Raw genomic sequence first — 25,507 nt, 5'->3', positions numbered from 1 at the left:
ACCGTATGGCAATCATGCGGTCCGGACGCGGGACTTCTTCTGGACATCATCGCCCTCTATGCCGACAATGCGTCCGATTCATTCGGGTGATTGGGAAGGCATGTCATGGCGGATACGGCAAAGGGTTCAACGGGTGAGGCGACCGGCGGCACGCCAGGCTTCATCCACCTGAGGGTCCATTCCGCCTATTCGCTTCTCGAGGGCGCCCTGCCACTGAAGAAGATCCTCTACAAGGCGACCGGCGACAGTCAGCCGGCGATTGCGATTACCGACACCAACAATCTGTTCGTCGCCCTCGAATTCTCCCAGAAGGCGATGGAAGACGGCCTGCAGCCGATCATCGGCTGCCAGGTCTCGATCGACATGGAAGATGGGTTGGAAACGGAGAAGCGCGGCGGCCAGCAGGCACTGGTCAAGCTGCCGTCGATCGTTCTTCTCGCCGCGACGGATGCCGGTTATGAAAGGCTGGTCGATCTCGTCAGTCGGGCCTATCTCGGCGGCGAGAGCAACCAGGCCGTTCATATCAGCGCCTCCTGGCTGGAGGAGGCGGGCACGGAAGGGCTGATCGCATTGAGCGGCGCCTTGACCGGGCCGGTCGACGTGGCGATCAAGGAAGGCCATCCCGCTCAGGCGGAAGTCCGGCTGCTCACGCTGAAGCGTCTCTTCGGCGACAGGCTCTATGTCGAGCTGCAGCGCCACGGCACCTACGACAAGCGGCACGAGCAGAAGATTATCGGGCTCGCCTATGCCCACGACCTGCCGCTGGTTGCGACCAACGAGGCTTTCTTTCCGACCCGCGACGATTACGACGCCCATGATGCGCTAATGGCGGTCGCGCACAACGCCATCGTCTCCGACGACAGCCGCTTTCGCCTGACGCCAGATCACTATCTGAAGAGCCGGGCCGAGATGGTCAAGCTCTTCGCCGACCTGCCGGAAGCGCTGGAAAATACGATCGAGATCGCCACGCGCTGCTCCTTCGTGCTGAAGACGCGAAAGCCGATCCTGCCACGCTTCACCGGTGCGACCGACGATGCCGAGGAGGCCGAACGCGCCGAGGCGAGCGAGCTGCGCCGCCAGGCGGTCGAAGGGCTGGACATGCGGCTTGCAACGCTCGGCATGTCGCCGGGTTACGAGGAAAAGGATTATCGCGAACGGCTGGATTTCGAACTCAGCGTCATCGAGCGCATGCGTTTCCCCGGCTACTTCCTGATCGTTGCCGACTTCATCAAATGGGCCAAGCAGCATGACATTCCGGTCGGTCCCGGCCGTGGTTCGGGCGCTGGTTCGCTGGTCGCCTATGCCTTGACGATCACCGACGTCGATCCCTTACGTTTTTCGCTGCTCTTCGAGCGCTTCCTCAATCCGGAACGCGTCTCGATGCCCGACTTCGACATCGACTTCTGCCAGGACCGCCGCGAAGAAGTGATCCGCTACGTCCAGGCCAAATATGGCCGCGAGCAGGTGGCGCAGATCATCACTTTCGGTTCGCTGCAGGCGCGCGCCGCCCTTCGCGACGTCGGCCGCGTGCTGGAAATGCCCTACGGCCAGGTCGACAAGATCTGCAAACTCGTGCCGAACAACCCGGCCAATCCGACGCCGCTGTCCAAGGCGATCGAGGAGGAGCCGAAGCTGCAGGAGGAGGCGGCGAAAGAACCTGTTGTCGCGCGCCTGCTCGACATCGCCCAGAAGATCGAGGGGCTTTACCGCCACGCCTCGACCCATGCCGCCGGCATCGTAATCGGCGACCGGCCGCTTTCCAAGCTGGTGCCGATGTATCGCGATCCGCGCTCGGACATGCCGGTCACCCAGTTCAACATGAAATGGGTCGAGCAGGCAGGCCTCGTCAAGTTCGACTTCCTCGGCCTGAAGACGCTGACCGTGCTGAAGGTCGCGGTCGATTTCGTCGCCAAGCTCGGTATCAAGGTCGATCTCGCAGCCATTCCTCTCGACGACAAGAAGACCTACGAGATGCTGTCGCGCGGCGAGACGGTCGGCGTGTTCCAGGTGGAAAGTGCCGGCATGCGCAAGGCGCTGATCGGCATGAAGCCGGACTGCATCGAGGACATCATCGCGCTGGTGGCGCTCTATCGTCCGGGTCCGATGGAGAACATCCCCACCTACAATGCCCGTAAGCACGGTGACGAAGAGCTGGAATCGATCCATCCGATGATCGACCACCTGCTCAAGGAAACGCAAGGCGTCATCGTCTATCAGGAACAGGTGATGCAGATCGCCCAGGTACTATCAGGCTATTCGCTGGGCGAAGCCGACCTTCTGCGCCGCGCCATGGGTAAGAAGATCAAGGCCGAGATGGACCAGCAGCGCGAACGCTTCGTCGTTGGCGCGGTCAAGAACGGCGTATCGAAACCGCAGGCCGACAATATCTTCGAACTGCTGGCGAAGTTCGCCAATTACGGCTTCAACAAGTCGCATGCCGCCGCCTATGCCATCGTCTCCTACCAGACGGCCTACATGAAGGCGCACTATCCGGTCGAATTCCTCGCCGCTTCGATGACGCTCGACATGTCCAACACGGAAAAGGTCAATGATTTCCGTCAGGATGCCAAGCGCCTCGGCATCGAGGTGATCGCACCCTCGGTGCAGACCTCCTTCCGCCATTTCGAGACCGGCGACAACCGTATCTATTACGCGCTCGCCGCCCTTAAGGGTGTTGGCGAATCCGCCGTCGACCATATCGTCGAGGTGCGCGGCGACAAGCCCTTTGCCAGCATTGAGGATTTCTGCCTGCGCATCGATCCGCGTCAGGTCAATCGTCGCGTGCTCGAAAGCCTGATCTATGCCGGCGCCTTCGATTGTTTCGACATGGACCGCGCCCAGCTGGCAGCCGGCCTCGATCGTGTTCTCGGTTATGCCCAGCGCGCCCAGGAGAACAAGCTGAGCGGCCAGTCAGACATTTTCGGCAGCACGCTGACGTCGGGGCCCGAGAAGATCTCCCTGCCGCCGTTCTCGCCCTGGCTCCCCTCCGAGCGGCTGCTCAAGGAATTCCAGGTGCTGGGCTTTTATCTGACAGCCCACCCGCTCGATTCCTACAACAACATCCTGCAGAAGATGCGGGTGCAGACTTTTGCCGAATTTTCCGCCGCCATCAAACAGGGCTCTGCCAATGCGCGCCTTGCCGGTACCGTCATCTCGAAGCAGGAGCGCAAGACCCGCACCGGCAACAAGATGGGCATCATCGTCTTTTCGGATTCTTCGGGCCAGTTCGAAGCGGTGCTATTTTCGGAAATGCTGAACCAGTATCGCGACGTGTTGGAGTCAGGCAAATCCTTCGTGCTGGCCGCGACGGGCGAGGAACGGCCGGAGGGCATCGGCCTGCGCATCCAGACGATCCAATCGCTGGAGGAAAAGTCGCTGCAGATGCAGAAGGCGCTGCGCGTCTATGTCCGCGATTCCGGACCGCTGAGAATGGTGGCCGGCCATCTGAACGCCAAGGGCGACGGCCTCGTTTCCTTCATCGTCATCAAGGAGGAGGGCAAACGCGAGGTGGAGGTGGTGCTGCCGGAGAAATACCGCATCACGCCGGAGATTGCCGCCGCCCTTCGTGCCGCCCCCGGCGTCGTCGACGTCGAACTGGTTTGATCAGCCCCGCGTCACCCGCGGGTGATTGTGATGAAATCCGTGCCTTCGCCGGTCTCCCGGCCGAGGCCGGTATCGGAGATCGTCAGCGTCGAGCCTGGCGCGATGAGGGCGTCGATCCTGTGACGGGTCTCATCTGGGATGGTAATCCGGCTGAGCGAACGGGCGATCGGCTTGCCTGTGATGATCGAGCTTTCCTGATTGGTGATGCCGAGCCGCTTCATCGTTTCGCGGGAGAGATTGTTCTCGAGGGTGATACCGAGCCAGTCCGCTGTGCCGGCCTTTGCATCGATGGCATGCAACGTGAAGAAATGCGTGCCAAGCGCCAGTCCCGGATCGGCGATCGTCAGCGGCGCTTCGAAGAGGGGCTTGAAGGCCTGCCGCACCATGATGACGCCGTTCGGCGGCTCGCCCTTGCCAGCTGCGGCATAGACTTCCCTGAGGAGTGTGTCGGAGACCAGGCTCCTGTCGGCGGCGAATTCCGTCGGCCGCAATGTCCTGAAAGCCTTGATCGCCTGCACGGTCGACGGACCGAGGAAGCCGTCCGGATTGCCGGCGGAAAAGCCGAGCTGGTTGAGGAGGGTCTGGATGTCGATCACCGTCTCGCGAAGGGTCCGGCGCGTAACGAGCATGCTGATCGGCTCGGACGGCGGCTCGGGTTCGGGCGCTGCAATCGGCGGCGCTGCCGGCATCGGCATCGCAGCCGTGTCGTTCATCGCCACCTGCACAGGCTTCTCGGGGCTGTCGGGCATGGAGGGCCGCAGTTCGACGTCTGACAGCAGCGGCATCGCCGGTGCATCCGGATGGAAAAGCGTCGGATGCTCGATCGGCTGCGGCGCCAGTTCACCGTCGCTGATAATGACGGGGACACCGCGGTCGGTCATCCCATAGAGCATTTTTGCGAAGGCGCCGGGCATACGCACGCAGCCATGCGAGGCCGGATAACGCGGCACCGAATTGGATTCGTGCAGCGCGATACCTGACCATGTCAGTCTTTGCATGAACGGCATCGGGGCGTTGGAATAGAGATTGGATTCGTGGTATTTCTGCTTTTCCAGCACCGAAAAGATGCCGCTCGGCGTCGTGTGGCCGTCCTTGCCGGTCGAGACCTTCGAGGTCGCGACGACCTCGGTGCCATCATAGACCGCAAGCGACTGCTTGTCCTTCGAGACGATGATCTGCAGCGTGCGCACATCCGCGGCAAGAGCGGGGTGCACGAGTGCGGTGGCCGACAGCAAGCCGAGGCCGAAGACGAGACGCGAGAACATGATACCCAACCATACGCAATACTTGCCCGGCACATTATGGGACGAAGTTTAAGGAAGATTTTATAGGCGGCATGGCTGGCAGGCCTCACGCTTTAGTGATCGCGTTTGCCGCTGCCGAACGTATAGCCGGTCTCCACTGTGTTCTTGCCGAATTTGTCACGCAGCTTGTCCATCGCCGCTTCGGCCGCCGCTCGCCGGCCCGATTGCTGGTCGATGAGATCGGGCGGATCGGCGCGGCCGGCATCGCCGAGATCGGTGACGCCGATGCCAAGCAAGCGGAATTTCGTGCCGTCCGTTTCCTTTTCGAGAAGTTCGAGCCCGGTGCGGAAGATCCTGTCGGCAAGTTGGGTCGGGTCTTCGAGCTTGCGGTTGCGGGTGCGCGATTTGAAATCGGCGGTCTTCATCTTCAGGACGACGGTATGGCCGGCAATGCCGTTTTTCTTCAGCCGCCAGGACACCTTTTCGGAAAGGTTGCGCAGGATCGGCACCAGATCGTCGTAGCGCGAGATGTCGTCGAAGAAGGTCGTCTCGGCCGATACGCTCTTGGCGGCATCATTGAGATGCACCTCGCGGTCGTCGATGCCGCGCGACAGCCGTGCGAGCCGCTGGCCGATGCTGCCGTAGCGGCGCATCAGGTCGTTTTCCTCCATCTGCTGCAACTGGCTGATGGTGCGGATGCCGTCCGCCTCCAGCGTCGCCGCAAAGGCCTTGCCGACGCCCCAGATCGTGGTGACGGGACGCGGCGCCAGGAACTCGACCGCTTCCTCGCGGCCGATGACGGAAAAGCCGCGTGGCTTCTGCAGATCGGAGGCGACCTTGGCGAGGAATTTGCAATAGGAAAGCCCGACCGAAACGGTGATACCGATCTCCGTTTCGATGCGACGGGCGAATTTGGCCAGCGTGCGTGCCGGCGGATCGTGATGCAGCCTCTCGGTGCCGTCGAGCTCCAGGAAGGCCTCATCGATCGATAGCGGCTGCACTAGCGGCGTCAGATCCTGCATCATGGCGCGCACCTGCCGTCCGACCCGGACATATTTCTCCATGTCGGGACGGATGACGATCGCTTGAGGGCATGCTTCCAGCGCCTTGAACATCGGCATGGCCGACCGCACGCCATGGATACGGGCGATATAGCAGGCGGTGGAGACGACGCCGCGTTTGCCGCCGCCGATAATGACAGGCTTGTCGGCAAGCTCGGGATTGTCGCGTTTCTCGACGGCTGCGTAGAAGGCGTCGCAGTCGATATGGGCGAGCGTCAGCGCGTAGAGTTCGCGATGGCGCACGAGGCGCGGGCTGCCGCAGGAAACGCAACGGCGCGCCTCGCCCTTCTGCTCGGCAAGGCAGTCGCGACAGAAGCCGGGTGTCTTGTCAGGCGTGGGCGTCATCATGGGAACAAAGATTGAACATTGTGAGGTTACGCCTTAAGCTTCCGAGTCACAAGATAGGGTGGAAGCTTTGCCTTTGGATAACGATCTTCGTTTCGAGCCGGTAACGCCAGAACGCTGGGATGACTTCGAAATCGTGTTCGGGCCACAGGGTGGCTTCTATAACTGCTGGTGCGTCGCGTTGCGCCTGCCACATGCGGTGAGGACCAAGATGGCGGCCAACGAGCGCAAGGCGCATATGCGGGAGCGGATCAAGGCGGGTCCGCCGCCTGGCATCCTCTGTTATGCCGACGGCGCGCCGGTCGCCTGGGTGCAGGTCGGGCCGCGCCACGACGTGTCGCAGTTCAATTCGCCGCGCACCGTCTCGCGGCCGCTGGAGGAGAGCGATGCGCATGATCCATCCATCTGGGCCGTCAGTTGCTTCTTCCTGCTGCCCAAACTGCGCGGCAAGGGAATGAGCCACCGTCTGCTCGCCGGCGCGATCGACCATGCGCGGCGCCAGGGAGCGCGGCTGCTCGAAGCCTGTCCGATCGATCATGTGAAGCAGTCGAAATCCGTGACGCTCTGCATCGGCTCGACGGCGATCTTCGATGCCGCCGGTTTCGAGACGATAGCACGGCGCAAGGACGGGCGGCCGCTCATGCGGCTGGAACTGCGTGCGTGAAGGTGCCGGAAAGAAAATGCGCCTCGATCAGCTCGGCCGCATGCGTCCAGTCGGTGGCGCGGGTGATCTCGTCGGCAACCGCCGGTGCGAAACGATGGACGGGCGAGTTCGGCATCAGGTGAATCAGCAGGCAATCGGCGACGTGATCCCTAACGGAATGCAGATTGCGCGCCATATCATCAATGAAGACGACGGGAAGGGAGCGGCTGGCATGCAATGCGTGAACGATCGGCCCCTTGGGTTGTTCGGTGGCAAGCAGCGGAAAGACGAGGCCCATCCTGTCCAGCAGGCGTCGGCGCTGGTCCTGGAACCGCGGCTGCATGGCTGTCAGGAAAAGCACATCGGCCTCTTCCGAAAGTCGGTCGAGCGTTTCGACCACGCGGTCGAGCGGCGTCTGCCACAGCTCTTGGGCCTCGAAGAATTCCTCGATCAGCCGGTTGACCTCTTGATCCTCGATCTCCACGCCGTCCGCTTGCGATACGATGTTGCCGTGAAGCCGGAACGATCGCGGCAGAAACGCGTGGCCCTGGCTCTGAAGGAAAAGCTGGAAGGGACCGATGAACTGCAGCACGACGTCGTCGACGTCGCAGACGATCAACGGCCGTTCGCCGAGGCGGATATGCGAGATGTCGAATTCCCCGGAGGTCACGGTCAGTATTCTCCGGAATCGAGGCCCGGTGACGAGAAATGCCGCCAGGCGGCGGTCACCGTCTCCGGGCTGATCCCGCTCGCCGCGCAGAAGGCCATCGCCGTCGGTTCGTGGTTCATCAGGAAATCCATCAGGCCGGCGAGGAATCCGGGATCGTTGACGGCGTTGCGCACCTGGCCGGGCGCTACACCCGTCAGGGAAAGAAAGCGGCCGAACATGTCGGGATCGTCGGCAAGCCAGCCGAGCACGGCGATCGCTGTCTCGTGCGGGTCGGCGGCCTGTTGTTTCGAAGTCTTGAAGTTGCTTTGCATTTCGCTGGGTAAGTTACCTTTTCTTCAACCAAATACCGGTAGCGTGCGCTATCGGTTTCACGAGCTATTTGTCCGCATGTGCCTTTCTCATGGGACGAACCGCTGCGCGAACGGACGTAGGGACAGCTTGTCATGCCCAAACAGGTGATGATTGTAGAAGATAACGAGCTCAACATGAAGCTCTTTCGCGACCTCATCGAGGCGTCCGGTTATACGACGATCCAGACCAGAAACGGTATGGAGGCGCTCGATCTGGCGCGCAAGCATCGCCCCGACCTCATCCTGATGGATATTCAGCTTCCCGAAGTCTCCGGCCTCGAAGTCACGAAATGGCTGAAGGAAGACGACGAGTTGCACGTGATTCCCGTCATCGCCGTTACGGCTTTCGCGATGAAGGGCGACGAGGAGCGGATCCGCCAGGGCGGCTGCGAGGCCTATGTTTCCAAGCCGATCTCGGTTCCGAAATTCATCGAGACGATCAAGACCTATCTGGGCGATGCCTGACGCATCGGAAAGACGCTGATGACTGCGCGAATACTGGTGGTTGACGATATTCCGGCCAACGTGAAGCTGCTCGAAGCGCGGCTGCTTGCGGAGTATTTCGACGTGATGACCGCAGCCGACGGCTACACGGCACTGGCGATCTGCGAGCGCAACCAGGTCGATCTCATCCTGCTCGACATCATGATGCCCGGCATAGACGGTTTCGAGGTCTGCGAGCGGCTGAAGGCCAGCCAGAAGACCGCCCATATTCCAGTCGTCATGGTCACCGCGCTCGACCAGCCGACCGATCGCGTGCGCGGCCTGAAGGCCGGCGCTGACGATTTTCTCACCAAGCCGGTCAACGATCTGCAACTGATCTCCCGGGTGAAGAGCCTGCTGCGGCTGAAGACGTTGAGCGATGAGCTGCGCATCCGCGCCGACACCGCCCATACGATGGGCATTGACGACCTCACACGGGCAGGCGAGGGCCGCGCCGACGAAACCGCACAAGTGTTGCTCGTCGACGGCCGCGCCAATTCGCAGGAGCGCATCATCAAGGCGCTGAAGCCCGTCGCCGACGTGCTTGCCCTTTCCGATCCGCAGGCCGCCCTCTTCGAGGCGGCCGAAAGCGCGTTCGATCTCGTCATCGTCAACGCCAACTTCGACGATTACGATCCGCTTCGCCTCTGCTCGCAGCTGCGCTCGCTGGAGCGCACCCGCTTCCTGCCGATCCTGATCATCACCGAGCAGGGCGCTGACGAAATGGTCGTGCGCGCGCTCGATCTCGGCGTCAACGACTACATCATCCGCCCGGTCGATCCCAACGAACTGGTTGCCCGCAGCCTGACGCAGATCCGCCGCAAGCGCTATAACGACCGCCTGCGCGCCAGCGTCAAGCAGACGATCGAGCTTGCCGTGACCGATCCGCTGACCGGCCTTTATAACCGGCGCTATCTCGACAATCATCTGAACGTGCTCTTCAACCGTTCGATGGCGCGGGGCCGGCCACTTTCGGTGCTGATCACCGATATCGACCGCTTCAAGCATGTGAACGACACCTACGGCCATGACGGCGGCGACGAGGTGCTGCGGGAATTTTCAAATCGCGTCCGGTCGACCATCCGCGGTGCCGATCTCGCCTGCCGCTACGGCGGAGAGGAATTCGTTGTCGTGATGCCCGACACCTCGCCGGAAATTGCCGCCGCCGTCGCCGAGCGCCTTCGTGCGGCGATCGAAAACGCTCCCTTCATGCTGAAACACGCCGGGGAAGCACTGAACGTCACTGCTTCCTTCGGCATCGCCTCGCGCATTACGTCGGTGCTGACCCCGGACCAACTGATGAAACAGGCGGATCTGGCCCTTTACGAGGCAAAGAATACCGGCCGCAACCGCGTGGTCGCCGCGGCCGCGTGACGAATCATTTTCCGCCATTAGGCGCCATTTGCGGGTTTTCCACTGCGGTAAGCGAATTGTTACCGATTTTTAATCTCCGCCTGTGCACTGCGGGGCGAAAAAATTGCAGCCCAATAGCCCAAAATTGGACTCGCCGCGTTGCCGCGGATGTGTTGCCGCGCGATAGTCTTGATAGCGGCAGGCCGTAGCTCAATATGAAATGAAGACTATAAAAAATGCCTATCGCCGACGGGGTCAAATAGATTGCGGCGGCGTCACCTCACGTAAGGGGAAGGGTGGCGTAAGTTATTAAGTTATATTGTCGAATTTCTTGGAAAGAGCAGGCGCTACGCTTCGATCCAAAGCAGAGGCGACAAATCTTTGTATGTCCCAAATCTGGACTTTTAACCATAGAATCAAGATGAGAAAATTCATCATTAAGAATTTGTTGATTTTCTTTCATTTTTGCGCAAATTATCGCTCATAAGAGAAGCGCTCCCGTTGAGGAGTTGTCGATACCCCATGATGCTCAGGTCCGCCGCATCTCCTGGGTCGTGGGGTCGGTCGGCTAGTAGGCAAGTTATAGCGGTTCCTCGTGCCGTTTTGCATGCTGGCCGACCCCCTTTCACGAAAACGCCGCCACTTCCCGAAGATGGAAGGGCGGCGTTTTGTCTGTTTGCGCTATCATTTTTTAAAGACGATTAATCCGGGCAATAAAAAACGCGCAACCCGAAGGCGCGCGCTTTTTTGAAATCCGTCAGGCCAAGTGATTACTTGATCTTGGTTTCCTTGAACTCGACATGCTTCTTCGCAACCGGGTCGTACTTCGTCTTCGTCATCTTGTCCGTCATCGTGCGGCTGTTCTTCGTGGTGACGTAGAAGAAACCGGTGTCAGCCGTCGACAGCAGCTTGATCTTGATTGTTGTAGCCTTGGCCATGGTCGTCCTGCCTCTAAGAAAATGAAAGCCGTGGAAGCCGGATGGGCTCCACGGCAAATCCTGGCGCGAAACTACGAATCCCGCCCGAAAAGTCAAGCCCGTTTTCGAATGAACATCAGTCTGATGCCGGAAAGTAGGGCGTAAAGACCGAAGAAAGCCGCAATCGCCCAGGCAAAACCGTTATTTCCAGCGACATCGATCGCTGCGCCGATCGCCTGCGGCCCGGCCACGGTTCCCATCGCATAACAGAAGACAAAGGCAGCATTGGCCGCAGCAAGATCGGAGCCCGTCAGCCGCGAGCCGAGATGGCTGAGGCCGACCGTATAGAGGCCTGAGACGCAGCCGCCCCAGAAAAGCAGGAGCCCGGCCATCAGCAGCCAGTTGTCGAGCAACAGCGGCAACATCATCGAGCCGATGAAGCCCATCAGCGCCATGCCGGCCAGAAGCGGCCGCTTGTCGGCGATGCGGTCGGAAAGCAGGCCGAGCGGGATCTGAAAGATGACGTTGCCGACGCCCATCATGGTGAGCAGAAGTGCTGCCTGCGATTCGGTGAAATGGGCGCGCACGGCAAAGATCGGAAAAAGCGACAGCCCACCGGCTTCGACCGCGCCGAAGATGAAGACCGCCGCCGTCGCAGTCGGCACCAGGAAAACGTAGCGCATGAAATGCAGCTCCGGTTTTTCCTCGAGCACCGGGCTTTCGTCGCGGGCGATGTAGATCGGGATGGCGGCAAGCAGGATGGCGCCGGCGCCGATCAGGAAGGGGAAGATACCGTCGCTGCCGAGGATCGAAAACAGCAGCGGTCCGGCCGCGAAGCCAAGGGAAAGCACCGTCGCATAGATGCCGAGTACGAAGCCGCGCTTGGAAGGCGGCGAAGCGGCGTTGATCCAGAATTCGGAGAGGATGAACAGCGTCGTCGTCGCGCCGTGGAAGGCGAAACGCAGCGGAAACCACATCCAGAAATCCTGGGCGTAATAGAAACCAAGCGCGCTCAGCGCCGAAATCAGCACAGCCCAGATCATCGTCGGCGCAACGCCGTATTTATGGGCGAGCTTGGTGGTGATCGGTGCGGCGGCCATCGCCGCGACCCCGGCCATCGCCGTGTTGAGCCCGATCAGGGTGGACGAGATACCGCGTTTTTCGAGGATGATGCTGAGGAGGGGCAGACCGAGGCCGATTGCTATGCCAACGGCTGAGATGGACGAGATGGCTGCCACCAGAGAAGGCCAATGGATTTCTTCGACATCGCCCGGTGTGCCGGTTCTCGGCTGAGACATTTATCCATCCTTAGAGAGGTGCGCGAACGAATCGACCGATCCCGTCAGATAGATAGACACGGACGTGCCAAATCCAGGTGACGGATGCCGCTTCGCAGTATTTCCGATGTGAGTGACCATCTGCGGAATGTAAAGCCCGTTCGGGCAAGAAATGCTTACCATGTCAGGTCTTGAGGATCGTCGGCTCCCGCATTTGGGTGGTGGTCGGTGGAGGGCTGGCACTACACGTTAAATATGTCTGGAAGGTGAAGGCGCTAATTCGGCCGGCCGGGGATGTCATAATCGTCCGGACCGTCACTCTCGCCACCGAAGCCGTGCATGCGCAGCGCCCATTGCAGGCCGATGACGCCGCCCTTGATCGGCTGGATCGAGGCAAGCGCGGTGATGACGGTGATCGGCGCCCAGATGGCGAGATGCACCCAGACCGGCAGCACGAAAGTTAGGTCGGTCAGCATATAGCCGCCGACCACGACGTGGCCGAGGACCAGGATGACGATATAGGGCGGCAGGTCGTCGGCGCGTTGGTGATGCATCGCCTCGCCGCAGGCCGCGCAATGATCGGCCGGCTTCAGGAAGGCACGAAAGAGCTTGCCGTTGCCGCAGGCCGGGCAGCGGTTCATCAGCCCGCGCATGATGGAGCGCCCAAGCGGACGCTCGACCTCGGGCGTATCGCCGTAGCGGACGGCCGGATCGGTCGGTGTGCTCATCGCATGTTCCTCTTCGGATCTAAAACATGTCGCGCAAACTGTGCAGCGGTTTCGCGATAACGACACGCGTAAAAACAAGGACCTACAGCGCGGGGGAGCCAATCTGAAAGATTGCGACGCGCTTTAGTGCCGTCCGCGCGGCGGCCTCGTTCCGGGCTTCTTACGAACCTGGCCCCTGTCGCGGCGCCCCGCCTTGTGGAAGGAACGCACCGCAGCCGGCATTTCTCGGCCCTCGCTAATCATCTCGAAACGCAGTGCACCGGCAAGCGGGATCGCTTCGGCAAGTTTCACGGTGACGCTATCGCCCAGGCGATAGCCGAGCCCTGTTCGTTCACCCGAGAGTGCCTGATGCGCCTCGTCATAGATGAAATAATCGCTGCCGAGCGTAGATATAGGGACGAAACCGTCGGCGCCATAGTCCGGCAGGGAAACAAAAAGTCCCGATTTTGTCACGCCCGAGACCCGCCCGGCAAATTCCTCACCGACACGGCCGCTGAGGTGATGCGCGATCAGCCGGTCAACGGTCTCTCGCTCGGCTGCCATAGCCCGGCGCTCGAAGGTCGAGATTTCGGCGGCGATATCGTCGAGTGCCGCCTCTTCTTCGGGCGTGATGCCGCCTTCGCCGAAGCCGAGCGAGCCGACGAGGGCGCGATGCACGATGAGATCGGCATAACGGCGGATCGGCGAGGTGAAGTGGGCGTATTTCATCAGGTTGAGGCCGAAATGGCCGATATTCTCCGGGCCGTAGATCGCCTGGCTCTGCGAACGCAGCACCATCTCGCTCACCATGGTCTGATGCGGCGTGCCGTCCGCCTTCGCCAGGATGCCGTTGAAGTTGTTGGCACGCATGTTGCCGCCCTTGGCAAGCGAGATGCCGAGCGTGGCCAGGAACTCGCGCAGGATCTCCTGCTTGGCAAGCGTCGGGCCGTCATGGATACGGTAGATCAGCGGCTGACGCTTCTTTTCCAAGGTCTCGGCGGCGCAGACGTTCGCCTGAATCATCATCTCTTCGATCAGCTTATGCGCATCGAGGCGTGGCGGCACGACGACCCGGTCGACCGTGCCGTCGGGCTTCAGCAGGATCTTGCGCTCCGGCATATCGAGTTCCAGCGGTTGGCGCCGGTCGCGTCCGCGCTTCATCACCTCATAGGCGTGCCAGAGCGGCTTCAGGATCGGCTCGAGCATCGGTCCGGTCTGATCGTCCGGTTTCCGGTCGATGGCTGCCTGCGCCTGCTGGTAGGAGAGCTTGGCGGCACTCTTCATCATGATGCGATGGAAAGTATGGCCGATCTTGCGGCCTTCCCCGGAAAAGCTCATGCGCACGGCGAGCGCCGGGCGGTCGACGCCTTCTTTCAGCGAGCAGAGATCGTTTGAGATGCGCTCCGGCAGCATCGGCACGACACGATCAGGGAAATAGACCGAGTTGCCGCGCTTCAGCGCCTCGCGGTCGAGCGGCGAATTGGGTCGGACATACCAGGAGACGTCGGCGATCGCGACGGTGACGAGGACGCCGCCGGGATTGTCGGGCGAGGGGTCGAGCTCGGCATAGACGGCGTCGTCATGGTCCTTGGCGTCGGCCGGGTCGATGGTGATCAGCGGCACGTCGCGCCAATCCTCGCGATGCGACATGCTGGCGGGCTTTGCGGCCTCCGCCTCGGCGATAACGGCCGGCGGGAAGACATGCGGGATGCCGTGCGCATGGATCGCGATCATCGAGATCGCCTTTTCCGAACCGACGGAACCGACGACGGAAAGCACCTTGGCGCGCGGCAGGCCGAAACGGCCGAGACGGGCGATTTCGACTTCGACCAGGTCGCCGTCCGTGGCGCCGCCGGTGAAGTCGGGATCGATCACCATCTCCTCGCCGCGCCGTTCGATCGGCAGCAGTCGGCCGCCGCCGCCGGGTGCAGTGCGGAAAACGCCCATCGAGGCGCCGCGGCGCCTGTCGATCACCTTGATGATCCGCGCCGTATAGGCCGGCCCGCCGCGATCGACAGCCGGGAAGATCTTCGCCAGGATGCGGTCGCCGAGCCCGGCGACGGGCGCCTTGCCCTTGCCCTGGCGGCCTGCCGGCGATTGCTGGCGGATGGAAACGGCGGGTGCCACGCCCTGGTCCTCCGGCCATTCCGCCGGCCGGCCGATCAGATCGCCGTCCTTGTCGCGCGTGGTGATATCGAGGACGGTGACAGGCGGCAGCGCACCGGGCCGGATCAGCGACTTGCGGTTCTTCTGCAGCATGCCTTCCTGCTCGAGCTCCTGCAGCATGTGCTTGAGCTCAACGCGGTTGTCGCCCTTCAGGCCGAAAGCCTTGGCGAGTTCACGCTTGGACGCTTTCTGCGGATGATCGGCGATGAAGCGCAGGATCACCTCGCGCGAAGGCAGCGCGCCGTGGACGATGTTCAGCGGCTCGACGGCGGGAGCATCCTTGCCGGCGCGGCCGGTCTTGCCCGGGCGCTTGCCCGCAGGGTTCGTTCTCTCGCGCGGTATTCTGCTCACGTCAGCCCTTTTTCGATTTCGCGGGCGCTTTCGCCTTCGTTGTCTTCGGCTTGGCAGCCGTCTTGGTGCTCTTGGCTTCGGCGGCGGCCGCCTTCGGCTTGGCTTTCGCCTTGGCCGCCTTGCCCGCAGGGGCCTTGCCGGCCTTCTCGGCGATCAGCGCAAGCGCCTCCTCGACGGTGATCGCCTGGGGATCCTTGCCCTTCGGCAGTGTAGCGTTGACCTTGCCCCAATTGACATAAGGGCCGTACTTGCCGTCGCGAACGGTGATGGCGCCGCCATCAGGATGATCGCCGAGCGTCTTCAGCGCTGCCGGCGTGCCGCGCGCACCCCGGCCCGGGGCCTGTTTCGCCTTTTCGGCGATAACAGTCACGGCGCGATTGAGGCCGACCGAGAACACGTCCTCGACGGTTTCCAGATTGGCATAGGAGCCGTCATGCAGGAGGAACGGCCCATAGCGGCCGATGCCGGACGAGATCATCTTGCCCGATTCGGGATGTTTGCCGATATCGCGCGGCAGCGAGATCAGCGCCATCGCCTTTTCATAATCGATGTCCTCGGGCTTCCAGCCCTTCGGGAGCGAAGCGCGCTTGGCTTCCTTGCCGTCGCCGCGCTGGATATAGGGGCCGAAGCGGCCGGAACGCAGCGTCAGCTCCTCGCCTGTCGTCGGATCGGTGCCGAGGTTCTTCGGCTCGTTGAGTGCCGCACCGTCCGCTTCTCCGCCGTTTTCGGAAGAGAGCTGGCGGGTGTAGTTGCAGTCCGGATAGTTCGAGCAGCCGACGAAGGCGCCGTATTTGCCGAGCTTCAGCGACAGGTTGCCGGTGCCGCAGACCTGACAGATGCGCGGATCGCTACCGTCCTCCCGTTTCGGGAAGACGAGGGGTGCCAGCGCCTCGTTCAGCGAATCGAGCACGTTGGTGACGCGCAGTTCCTTGGTGTCCTCGATCTGGGCGAAGAAATCCTTCCAGAAATCGCGCAGCACCTGCTTCCAGTTCAGCTCGCCGGCGGAAATCCGGTCAAGCTTCTCTTCGAGATCGGCGGTGAAGTCGTATTCGACATATTTGGTGAAGAAGCTCTCGAGGAAGGCGGTCACCAGCCGGCCCTTGGCCTGCGGGATCAGCTTGCGCTTGTCGATCGTCACATAGTCGCGGTCGCGCAGTGTCGCGAGCGTCGCGGCATAGGTGGAGGGGCGGCCGATGCCGAGCTCTTCCATCTTCTTGATCAGCGAGGCCTCCGAATAGCGCGGCGGCGGTTCGGTGAAATGCTGCGTCGAATTGATCTTCTGCTTGGCGAGCGCCTCGCGCGCATTGATCTCCGGCAGGCGGCCATCCTCGTCGCCGTCGTCGCTCTGCTCGCCATCTTCCTTCTGGTCGGTATAGGCGGCGATGAAACCATCGAAGCGGATGACCGAACCGACGGCGCGCAGACCGGCTTTCTCGCCCTTGTTGTCGGCGGTGATTTCAGCCGTCGTGCGCTCGATCTCGGCCGACGCCATTTGGCTGGCGATGCCGCGTTTCCAGATCAGCTCGTAGAGCCGGATCTGGTCGGCATCGAGGAATTTGCGCACACGGTCGGGCGAACGATAGAAATCAGTCGGTCGGATCGCCTCGTGCGCCTCCTGGGCGTTCTTCGCCTTGGTCGAGTAGAAGCGCGGCTTTTCCGGCATATAGCGCTCGCCGAACTGGTCGACGATGGCGCTGCGCGCCGCGTCGATCGCCTCGGGCGCCATCTGCACGCCGTCGGTTCGCATATAGGTGATGAGACCGACCGTCTCGCCGCCGATATCGACGCCCTCATAGAGCTTCTGGGCAACCTGCATGGTGCGCGAGGCCGAGAAGCCGAGGTTGGAGGAGGCGGCCTGTTGCAGCGTCGAGGTCGTGAAGGGCGGTCCGGGATTACGCTTGACCGGCTTCGCCTCGACTGAGTCGACGACGTAGCTCGCACCTTCGAGCAATGCCTTCAGCCGGCCGGCATCTTCGCCGTTGCCGATTGCGCGCGGCTGCAGCCGTTTGCCGTTCGCCGAAACCAGCCTCGCCTCGAACTCGTCGCCGCGCGGCGTCTTCAGCAGCGCCGAGATGTTCCAGTATTCTTCCGAGATGAAGCGCTCGATCTCGGATTCGCGGTCGCAAACGAGGCGCAGTGCCACCGACTGGACGCGGCCGGCCGAACGCGCGCCGGGCAGCTTGCGCCAGAGAACCGGTGAAAGGTTGAAGCCGACGAGGTAGTCGAGTGCGCGCCGAGCGAGATAAGCGTCGACCAGAGGCACATCGAGATCGCGTGGCGCAGCCATCGCGTCGAGCACTGCCTTTTTGGTGATCGCGTTGAAGACGACGCGCTTGACCGACTTGCCGGTGAGCGCGCGCTTCTTGTTCAGCATGTCGAGAACATGCCAGGAAATCGCCTCTCCTTCGCGATCCGGGTCGGTCGCGAGAATGAGGCCGTCCGAGGATTTCAACGCGTCGGCAATGTCCTTCATGCGCTTGGCGGAGGCGCTGTCGACCTCCCAAAGCATTTCGAAGTCCTGATCAGGAAGAACTGAGCCGTCCTTGGCAGGCAGATCGCGCACATGGCCGAAGGAGGCGAGCACTTTGTATCCCGGACCCAGATACTTATTGATCGTCTTGGCCTTGGCAGGCGATTCCACCACTACAACATTCATGATGATTCTCTAAAAAGGAAACGACGCCAGCGTTGAAGCCAGCGCGACACACACCGCAACATGGATATCGGCCCTCCGACATGGACAGGGAAATCGCCGCGGTCAAGGGGTTTGCTACAATTTTACCTCTTGTGTTCGCTGCAGCCAAAGGGAGATTGTCGGTAAAATACAATTTTAGATATGCTGTCGAAGGTTTTCGACTCAGCGTTTGGCAATTCGAAAGCCGCCACCCGATGTCGTACTCAGGTTCAATCTGAAAGCGAGACGAGGCCGCCCTGATGCCGGTGCAGCCTGCCGGCGATATCAAGCTCCAGAAGGATGAGATAGACCGCGGATGCCGACAGGCCGGTATGGCGGATGACGTCGTCGATCTCGACCGGCGTCGGCCCGAGCGCATCGATGATGCGGTTTCGATCGGAATCACCTGGTGGCACCGACATTGCCTTGCCGTCAGGTGCCAGTTCCTCCGCCATCGATGACGGGAACAGCTCGAATTGCGCAAGCGGCGCCAGGGCCTCGATGACATCGGCGGGTGCGGTGACGATCGAAGCGCCGTCCTTCAGCAGGCCGTTGGTGCCATGGCAGCGCGGATCGAGTGGCGAGCCAGGCACGGCAAACACCAGGCGGCCGAACTCGCCGGCAAGCCGCGCCGTGATCAGCGAGCCCGAACGCGTCGCCGCTTCAATGACGACGAGGCCGAGCCCGATGCCGGCGATCAGCCGGTTTCGGCGTGGGAAGTCGCGGGCGCGGGGTTCCCAGCCGAAGGGCATCTCGCTCACCGCCAGGCCATTGCCGCCGGTTATCTCTTCGAGCAGGCCGATATTCTCCGGCGGGTAGGGTTGGTCGAGGCCGCCGGCGAGTGCTGCGATCGTGCCTGTGTCGAGGCTTGCCCGGTGGGCGGCGGTGTCGATGCCGCGTGCCAGGCCGGAGACCACGGTGTAACCCGCCCGGCCGCAGTCACGCGCCACCATCGCTGCGAATTTCGCGCCTGCGATCGAGGCATTGCGCGAGCCGACGATGCCGACGGCCGGTCGTTTGGCAGCGGCAAGTGCGCCCTTGACGGCCAGAAGCGGCGGCGCGCCGTCGATCTGCTTCAGCGCTTGCGGATAGTCCGGCTCACCGATGCCGACGAAGCGGGCCCCGAAGCGACGCGCCGCTTCCAGTTCCCGATGCGCCTCGGCCTCGCTGGCGATGCGGATTGCCCGTGTGGCGCCGCCACGCGCCGAAAGCTCCGGCAGTGCGGCAAGTGCTGCCTCGGCCGAACCGAAATGATTGATGAGGTCACGAAAGGTGGCGGGGCCGATATTGTCGGAACGGATGAGGCGCAGCCAGGCAATTCTTTGCCGCTCGGTCAGCACGACGCCTTTTGGTTCGGCGTTCAGCGCATCCATTATCCCTTCGCCCCGATCTTGCTTTCCGTCCCGCCCATCAGGCGAGAAATATTTGCCTTGTGCTTCCAGTAGGAGATGAGGGTCATGATTGCCATCACTGCCGCAACTTTTTCGTTGCCCAATATCCACAGGGCAACTGGAATGACAAGCATGGCAACCAGCGCCGACAGTGAGGAGTAGCGGGTGGTGAAGGCGACCGCCAGCCAGACGGCGGCGAAGAGCACGACCATGATCGGCGCGACGCCGAGCAGGGTGCCGATATAGGTGGCGACACCTTTGCCGCCCTTGAAGCCGATCCAGACCGGGAAAAGATGGCCGATAAAGGCGAAGAAGCCGGCGATGATCGCGGCTTCCTCACCGAGGAAATAGCCGACGACCCAGGCCGCGGCCGATGCCTTCAGCGCATCGAGCAACAGCGTCGCCGCGGCGAGCGTCCGGTTTCCTGTTCTCAGCACATTGGTCGCGCCGATATTGCCGGAGCCGATGCTGCGCACGTCGCCGAGGCCGGCGGCGCGCGTGAGGATCAGGCCGAACGGGATCGAGCCGAAGAGATAACCGATAACGGCGGCGGCAAGCGCGATCGGCAGCGTGATCTGCCATGACATGAGATTGGATAACATATGTCCCCTCAGCCTCTCCGTGGCCTATCCTCGAGTCAGCCTTCTCCCGTTGCGGGATGGACGGCGATCGTGTCGGTTCTAAATTGCGTGGACAAGCTTTCCCGAGACGTATGTCGCGACCGCCCGCCCACTGAAGCGCGCATCCTCGAACGGCGTATTCTTCGAGCGGGAGAGAAGCATGTCTTTGGCGACAAGCCAAGGCTCATCGAGATCGATCAGCGCGATATCGGCCGCAGCGCCCGGCTTCAGCGTGCCGGCATTCAGGCCGAAAATCTGAGCGGGGCGGGTCGACATAGCGTCGATCAGGCGCATTAGGCTCACCTGGCCGCCATGATGAAGTCTGAGCGCTGCCGCCAGCATGGTTTCGAGGCCGATCGCGCCATCCTCTGCCTCGCCGAAGGGCAGGCGCTTCGTATCGACATCCTGCGGGTCGTGCGAGGAGACGATGATATCGATCGCACCGCTCGCAACGGCGTCGGCCATCGCCACCCGGTCGTCTTCCGGGCGCAGCGGCGGATAGAGCTTGAAGAAGGTGCGGTATTCGCCGATGTCGTTTTCGTTGAGCGCCAGATTGTTGATCGAGATGCCGCAGGTCACCTTGGCGCCGCGGCTGCGGGCACGCTCGATCGCCTCGACCGATTCCGGCACCGAGATCATCGCGGCGTGATAACGGCCGCGCGTCAGCTGCGCGATCCTGAGATCGCGTTCGAGCGGGATGAGCTCGGCTTCCTTTGGAATGCCGGAGAGCCCGAGCCAGCTGGCAAAAAGCCCCTCATGCATGACGCCGTTGGCGCCGAGATATTTGTCGCGCGTCTCGCAGGAGACGACGGCGCCGAATTCGCGCGCATAGGTCATGATCCGGCGCAGCACCTGCGTGTCGTGGACGCTGGAATGGGCATCGGTGAAGGCAACGGCGCCCGCCTGCATCAACAGGCCGATCTCCGTCATCTCCTCGCCGGCAAGGCCCTTGGTGATGGCGGCTGCTGGATAGACGTTGACGTCGGCCGTATCCCGCGCCGTCTTCTTGACGAATTCGACGAGCGCGATGTCATCGATGATGGGATCGGTGTCCGGCATCATGATGATCGAGGTGACGCCGCCGGCCGCCGCCGCCCGGCTCGCCGAGGCGATCGTCTCACGGTGCTCGCCGCCGGGTTCGCCGACATGGACGCGCGCATCGACAAGGCCGGGCGTCGCGACAAGGCCCGTGCAGTCGCGGATGACGGCTCCATCAGGTGCACCCTGGTTTTGCGCCTTGTGGCCCGCGGCGAGAATCACGCCGTTTTCGGCAATGATCGTCCCGACCTCGTCGAGATTGCGCGACGGGTCGATGATGCGGACGTTCTTGAGGACGATCGGGTTGCTCATGCCATCATTCCATCGCTTCGGGGACCCTGGTTCTGCGAGACGAGCAGCGTCTCCATGACGGCCATGCGCACCGCGACCCCCATCTCCACCTGTTCGGCGATCACGCTCTGCGGCCCGTCCGCCACTTCCGAAGCGATTTCGACGCCGCGGTTCATCGGGCCGGGATGCATGACCAGCGCATCCTCCTTGGCCGCCTTCAGCGTTTCGGCGTCGAGCCCGTAGAAGTGATAGTATTCGCGCACTGAAGGCACGAAGGCGCCGGACATGCGCTCGCGCTGCAGCCGCAGCATCATCACCACGTCGGCGTCCTTCAGCCCTTCCTTCATCGAATGGAAGACCTCGACGCCCATCTCGGCGATGCCCGCAGGCAGGAGAGTCGCGGGCGCAACGACACGCACGCGGGCGCCCATGGCGTTGAGCAGCAGGATATTGGAGCGCGCCACCCGCGAATGCAGCACGTCGCCGCAGATCGCCACGATGATGCGCGACAGCTTGCCCTTGGCGCGGCGGATCGTCAGCGCGTCGAGCAGTGCCTGGGTCGGATGTTCGTGCTGCCCGTCGCCGGCATTGACGACCGAGCAGGAGACTTTCTGGGCAAGAAGGGCGGCCGCACCGGCGCTCGAATGGCGGATCACCAGCACGTCGGGGCGCATCGCATTCAGCGTCATTGCCGTATCGATCAGCGTTTCGCCTTTCTTCACAGAGGAGTTGCCGACCGACATGTTCATGACGTCGGCGCCGAGCCGCTTGCCGGCAAGCTCGAAGGAGGCCTGCGTGCGGGTTGATGCCTCGAAGAAGAGGTTGATCTGCGTCAGCCCGCGCAGCGTCGACGTTTTCTTCTCTCTCTGGCGGCTGATCTTGACGGCCTCGTCCGCCTTGTCGAGAAGATAGGTGATATCCTGCTCGGTGAGGCCCTTGATGCCGATGAGGTGGCGGTGGGGGAAAAAGACCATGACCCTGCCTCTTGCTGTCTCTGGCGGGTCTATAAAGAGTGCTGCCCGCCGGGGCAAGCATGTGCTGTGGGCAAAGGCTTATGTCCCCATGCATTTTCGCCCGAATTCCGATAGAGCAGAATGAACCGAATCATAACTTCCGGTTTCCCTTTGCCGGGCTCTTACACTAGAAGCGAATTATGACCTCCGCCAACCGGACTGACGACAAACTCGCAGAACTCAACCAGCCGAGCCTGTGGTCCGGCATCAACGCCTATCGGTCCGATCCGCTGATCGTCGACCTGACGGCGGCCCTGCCGCGCGGCATCCGCGAAGACCTGGAAAACATGGGCCGCTACGTCACCTCGCCGGAGGCGCAGGAGATGGCGCGCATGGCAAACCAGGGCGCGCCGCAGCTGCGCACCCACGGTCCGCGCGGTGAACGCCTCGACGTCGTCGAATTCCATCCTGCTTGGCATGCATTGATGCGCCGTTCCATGTCGGTCGGCCTGCATTCCTCCGTCTGGGATCCCCAGGCCGATACCGACGCCAAGGACGAGGCCCACAAGGTTCGCGCCGCGCGGTTTTATCTGACGTCGCAGCTGGAATCCGGCCATCTTTGCCCGCTGACGATGACGAGCGCCTCCGTTGCGGCGCTCTCGGCTTCGCCCGCGGTCCAGAAGGACTGGGCGCCGAAAATCCTCTCACGCAAATATGATTCGTCGAACAAGCCCGCCATGCAGAAATCCGCCGTGACCATCGGCATGGGCATGACGGAAAAGCAGGGCGGCACGGATGTGCGCGCCAACAGGAGCGCTGCCGAAAAGGTCAGCGAGGGCATCTACCGGCTGTCCGGGCACAAGTGGTTCATGTCGGCGCCGATGAGCGATGCCTTCATCATGCTGGCGCAGACGAAGGAGGGCATGGGCTGCTTTCTCGTGCCGCGCCTTCTGGAGGATGGTTCCGCCAACGGCCTGCAATTCCAGCGGCTGAAGGACAAAGTCGGCAACCGCTCTAACGCCTCTTCCGAGGTCGAGTTTACAGACACGTTCGGTTTCCTGCTCGGTGGGCCGGATGCCGGCATCCGCACCATCCTCGACATGGTGACGCTGACCCGGCTCGACTGCGCGCTGGCCTCGTCAGGCATGATGCGCGCCTCGCTCGCCGAAGCCGTGCACCACACCCGCGGCCGCAGCGTCTTCGGCAAGATGCTCGTCAACCAGCCGATCATGACGCGCGTGCTCGCCGACATGGCACTCGATGTCGCCGCCGCGACGGCACTGTCCTTCCGTCTAGCCGACGCCTTCGACAAGGCGCGCGGCAACGCCGAGGAGGCGGCCTATGCCCGCGTCATGACGCCGGTCGCCAAATACTGGTGCTGCAAGATCGCGCCCGCGCTGATCTACGAGGCGATGGAATGCATCGGCGGCAACGGCTACATCGAAGAGCGCCCGATCGCCCGCCATTACCGCGAGGCTCCCGTCAACGCCATCTGGGAAGGCTCGGGCAACGTCATGGCGCTCGACGTGCTGCGCGTGCTCAACCGCGGCAAGGATCTGTTCGAAACGGTCTTTGCCGGCCTTGCCCGCGATCTTGGCCCCGCCGGCAAGAAGACGATCGACGTGCTGCGCGCCGCAATCGCGCTGTGCGAACAGGATGAGGGCGCCGCGCGCCTGCTTGTCGAGCAGCTGGCGCTCGCCGCCGGTGCAGCCGAACTCTATCGCCTTGGGGCAGGGCGCATTGCCGATGCCTTCATCGAGACGCGTCTTGCCGGCGGCTGGCGCTCCACCTACGGCATGCTCGATTCCCGCTTCGACGCCAGCTACATCGTCGACCTGCTCTACCCGCCGGCGGCTTGATCGCAGGCGGTAATCAGGGTGGGTTGCGCTCCTGGGTGGCGCGGAGGGCGTTCGTTTGGAGCCGCCGCTCATTCCCCCATCCGAAACGACTGTCTGGTTCGTCCGGTCGCTTTGAGATCAGGCGATCCTGAGGCCGAGATGCTCGGCCATCGGATTGAAATCCCGATCGTCATGCAGGAGTGCATGGCCTTCATGGATGCAGAAGGTGCCGATGATCACATCGATGGTCTTGCGCACCGTGACGCCACGCTCCCGCAGCAGGCGGTAGTTGCGAGCCGCCTGGACCGCGAGGTCATCGTTAAGCATCGGGCGGATGGTGAACTTGCGCAGGCTCTGTTCGATGATGGCTGCATGGCGTTCGCTGCGCGCACCTTGGAGCACTTCCAGAAGGATCAGGTCACCGACGATAACATCTGATGGATCCTCGATGTTCTGCAGACGCCGCATGGCGGCGCTTTCTATCCCACGCATATGCGCTATCCAGACCGAACTATCGACAACGATCACCGTTTTTCGTCCGGCCGGTCGTTACGCATCTCGTCGAGGTCACCTTCCCAGCCTATTCCTGCAAGATTTGCGATCGCATTGCGCCGGCTATGCTTTTCAACGAGGCTTCGCAAGGCCTGCTCGACCGTGGCCTTTTTCGTCGCCAATCCCGTGGCGGTCATTGCCGCGTTGAGCAAGGCATCATCGATATCGATATTAGTCCGCATTTTTACTCCATGTGTATAGTCTTCGTAAAATATACACATCAACGCGACGGGGTTCAAGACTACTGACGATATCGTTCCCATAAAAGAAAATCCGGCCACGTCGCCGCGGCCGGATTTCAGTGTTTACGTCCGAAAATCAGCGTTCAGAAGAAGCCACGGCGCTGCCACCAGCCGGCTTTCTTCGGCTTGCCGTCATCGCCTTCGCCATTCTCGACGCGGGTGGATTTCACCGTCGGCTCGGAGGAGGAGATGTTGGATTCGCGGTTGGCGCGAACCGGCTTTGCTTCTTCCTGAACGGCCGTTTCGAGATCGGCGGAGGCTTCCACCAATTCCGGCTCGGGCTCGACCGCAGGGGCCGTCTCTGCAACCGGTTCCTCGACCGGCGCTGCAGCCGGTTTGCGGCGGCCGCGGGCACGGGCGGGCTTCACCTCTTCGGTTATGACAGGCGCGCTCTCCACGGCTGCCATCGCGGCCTGGCCTTCGTCGGCCTGTTCGGCAATCGCTTCGACCGCTACGGCTTCGCCCGGAGCGCCGTCGTTCGAAACGTCGTCGCCTTCGTCCTCGTCGCCACCATTGTCTTCACCGGCTTCGCCAGCCGTCAGTTCGGAACCATCCTCGGCGCGATTGCGACGGCCGCCACGCTTGCCGCGACGGCGGCGCTTGCGGCGCTGCGATTCCTCGCTTTCAGCGCGTGTCTCGGGCGTGGCTTCGGTGTTTTCATCACCTTCGCCGCCCTCGTCGTCGCCGTCCTCATCCTCGTCGCCGGCTTCGCCTGCCGATACCGGCTGTTCGGCATTG

Annotated in this window: 20 protein-coding genes and 1 pseudogene; 5 read left to right on the top strand and 16 right to left on the bottom strand. The window is 62.2% G+C overall.

The window, feature by feature from the left end:
* Window positions 1-105 precede the first annotated feature (105 nt).
* Window positions 106-3,603 (top strand): DNA polymerase III subunit alpha, encoded by a 3,498-nt coding sequence (dnaE, locus tag HX899_RS33630; protein WP_181294471.1) that lies wholly within the window; start codon window positions 106-108, stop codon window positions 3,601-3,603.
* 11 nt (window positions 3,604-3,614) lie between these two features.
* Here the strand turns inward: dnaE and HX899_RS33625 are convergent, their stop codons facing one another.
* Together HX899_RS33625 and HX899_RS33620 are read right to left on the bottom strand one after the other, a co-directional pair.
* A complete protein-coding gene (locus HX899_RS33625) occupies window positions 3,615-4,868 on the bottom strand; it encodes a L,D-transpeptidase family protein (protein ID WP_181294470.1) in 1,254 nt (417 codons plus the stop codon).
* A 92-nt stretch (window positions 4,869-4,960) separates the two neighbouring features.
* Entirely contained in the window at window positions 4,961-6,253 is a 1,293-nt protein-coding gene (locus HX899_RS33620) for a DNA polymerase IV (RefSeq protein ID WP_181294516.1), read from the bottom strand.
* 76 nt (window positions 6,254-6,329) lie between these two features.
* Here HX899_RS33620 and HX899_RS33615 point away from each other — a divergent pair, with 76 nt between their 5' ends.
* Entirely contained in the window at window positions 6,330-6,917 is a 588-nt protein-coding gene (locus HX899_RS33615; RefSeq protein WP_138328239.1) for a GNAT family N-acetyltransferase, read from the top strand.
* On the opposite strand, the gene HX899_RS33610 is transcribed toward HX899_RS33615, so the two are convergent.
* Window positions 6,892-7,566 carry a hypothetical protein gene (locus tag HX899_RS33610; protein WP_181294469.1) on the bottom strand — a complete coding sequence of 225 codons (675 nt, stop codon included), beginning with the start codon at window positions 7,564-7,566 and terminating at the stop codon, window positions 6,892-6,894. The two genes, HX899_RS33615 and HX899_RS33610, sit on opposite strands and share 26 nt — an antisense overlap.
* A 2-nt stretch (window positions 7,567-7,568) precedes the next feature.
* Window positions 7,569-7,877: a DUF3572 domain-containing protein gene (locus tag HX899_RS33605; RefSeq protein WP_138387543.1), complete on the bottom strand. Its 309-nt coding sequence runs from the start codon at window positions 7,875-7,877 to the stop codon at window positions 7,569-7,571.
* Window positions 7,878-8,009: 132 nt separating this feature from the next.
* Here HX899_RS33605 and HX899_RS33600 point away from each other — a divergent pair, with 132 nt between their 5' ends.
* Together HX899_RS33600 and HX899_RS33595 are read left to right on the top strand one after the other, a co-directional pair.
* Window positions 8,010-8,381, top strand: a complete 372-nt coding sequence (locus HX899_RS33600; protein ID WP_003547430.1) for a response regulator — start codon at window positions 8,010-8,012, stop codon at window positions 8,379-8,381.
* A gap of 18 nt (window positions 8,382-8,399) precedes the next feature.
* On the top strand, window positions 8,400-9,773 hold the full coding sequence (locus tag HX899_RS33595; protein ID WP_011651390.1) for a PleD family two-component system response regulator: 1,374 nt from the start codon (window positions 8,400-8,402) through the stop codon (window positions 9,771-9,773).
* Window positions 9,774-10,522: 749 nt separating this feature from the next.
* Here HX899_RS33595 and rpmG read toward each other — a convergent pair.
* The 9 genes from rpmG to HX899_RS33550 all read right to left on the bottom strand — a co-directional run bounded on the left by rpmG (window position 10,523) and on the right by HX899_RS33550 (window position 22,158).
* Complete coding sequence (gene rpmG / locus HX899_RS33590) at window positions 10,523-10,690, bottom strand: 50S ribosomal protein L33 (RefSeq protein WP_003547442.1); 168 nt, start codon at window positions 10,688-10,690, stop codon at window positions 10,523-10,525.
* 92 nt (window positions 10,691-10,782) lie between these two features.
* The gene (locus HX899_RS33585; protein WP_029872828.1) at window positions 10,783-11,967 is read right to left on the bottom strand and encodes an MFS transporter; all 1,185 of its coding nucleotides are present in this window, start codon (window positions 11,965-11,967) and stop codon (window positions 10,783-10,785) included.
* A gap of 254 nt (window positions 11,968-12,221) precedes the next feature.
* Window positions 12,222-12,674, bottom strand: a complete 453-nt coding sequence (locus HX899_RS33580) for a DUF983 domain-containing protein (RefSeq protein WP_138328235.1) — start codon at window positions 12,672-12,674, stop codon at window positions 12,222-12,224.
* 123 nt (window positions 12,675-12,797) lie between these two features.
* Window positions 12,798-15,170: a ribonuclease R gene (gene rnr, locus HX899_RS33575; RefSeq protein WP_181294468.1), complete on the bottom strand. Its 2,373-nt coding sequence runs from the start codon at window positions 15,168-15,170 to the stop codon at window positions 12,798-12,800.
* A 1-nt stretch (window position 15,171) separates the two neighbouring features.
* On the bottom strand, window positions 15,172-17,826 hold the full coding sequence (gene topA, locus HX899_RS33570; protein WP_171599458.1) for a type I DNA topoisomerase: 2,655 nt from the start codon (window positions 17,824-17,826) through the stop codon (window positions 15,172-15,174).
* Window positions 17,827-18,074: 248 nt separating this feature from the next.
* Window positions 18,075-19,217: a DNA-processing protein DprA gene (gene dprA, locus HX899_RS33565; protein WP_181294467.1), complete on the bottom strand. Its 1,143-nt coding sequence runs from the start codon at window positions 19,215-19,217 to the stop codon at window positions 18,075-18,077.
* Window positions 19,217-19,837, bottom strand: a complete 621-nt coding sequence (gene plsY / locus HX899_RS33560; RefSeq protein ID WP_072638785.1) for a glycerol-3-phosphate 1-O-acyltransferase PlsY — start codon at window positions 19,835-19,837, stop codon at window positions 19,217-19,219. The genes dprA and plsY overlap by 1 nt, the downstream gene beginning before the upstream one ends.
* 78 nt (window positions 19,838-19,915) lie before the next feature.
* On the bottom strand, window positions 19,916-21,205 hold the full coding sequence (locus HX899_RS33555) for a dihydroorotase (RefSeq protein ID WP_138328231.1): 1,290 nt from the start codon (window positions 21,203-21,205) through the stop codon (window positions 19,916-19,918).
* Window positions 21,202-22,158, bottom strand: coding sequence for an aspartate carbamoyltransferase catalytic subunit (locus HX899_RS33550; RefSeq protein ID WP_007626148.1), 957 nt, complete (start codon window positions 22,156-22,158; stop codon window positions 21,202-21,204). The genes HX899_RS33555 and HX899_RS33550 overlap by 4 nt, the downstream gene beginning before the upstream one ends.
* 179 nt (window positions 22,159-22,337) lie before the next feature.
* Between HX899_RS33550 and HX899_RS33545 the strand changes: the two genes are divergently transcribed.
* Window positions 22,338-23,996, top strand: coding sequence for an acyl-CoA dehydrogenase family protein (locus HX899_RS33545; protein ID WP_129418772.1), 1,659 nt, complete (start codon window positions 22,338-22,340; stop codon window positions 23,994-23,996).
* 117 nt (window positions 23,997-24,113) lie between these two features.
* On the opposite strand, the gene HX899_RS33540 is transcribed toward HX899_RS33545, so the two are convergent.
* The 3 genes and pseudogenes from HX899_RS33540 to HX899_RS35405 form a co-directional block, all read right to left on the bottom strand.
* Entirely contained in the window at window positions 24,114-24,503 is a 390-nt protein-coding gene (locus HX899_RS33540; RefSeq protein WP_181294466.1) for a PIN domain nuclease, read from the bottom strand.
* A complete protein-coding gene (locus tag HX899_RS33535) occupies window positions 24,500-24,709 on the bottom strand; it encodes a type II toxin-antitoxin system VapB family antitoxin (RefSeq protein WP_138328959.1) in 210 nt (69 codons plus the stop codon). The genes HX899_RS33540 and HX899_RS33535 overlap by 4 nt, the downstream gene beginning before the upstream one ends.
* Before the next feature lie 143 nt (window positions 24,710-24,852).
* Window positions 24,853-25,507, bottom strand: a pseudogene (locus HX899_RS35405) (ribonuclease E/G); the annotation flags it as partial.

Source organism: Rhizobium sp. WYCCWR 11146 (assembly GCF_013591995.1).
In the GTDB taxonomy this organism is placed as follows: Bacteria; Pseudomonadota; Alphaproteobacteria; order Rhizobiales; family Rhizobiaceae; genus Rhizobium; species Rhizobium indicum.
Note: the sequence above shows the minus strand (reverse complement) of the source record. Positions and strands in the feature narration are given on the sequence as shown.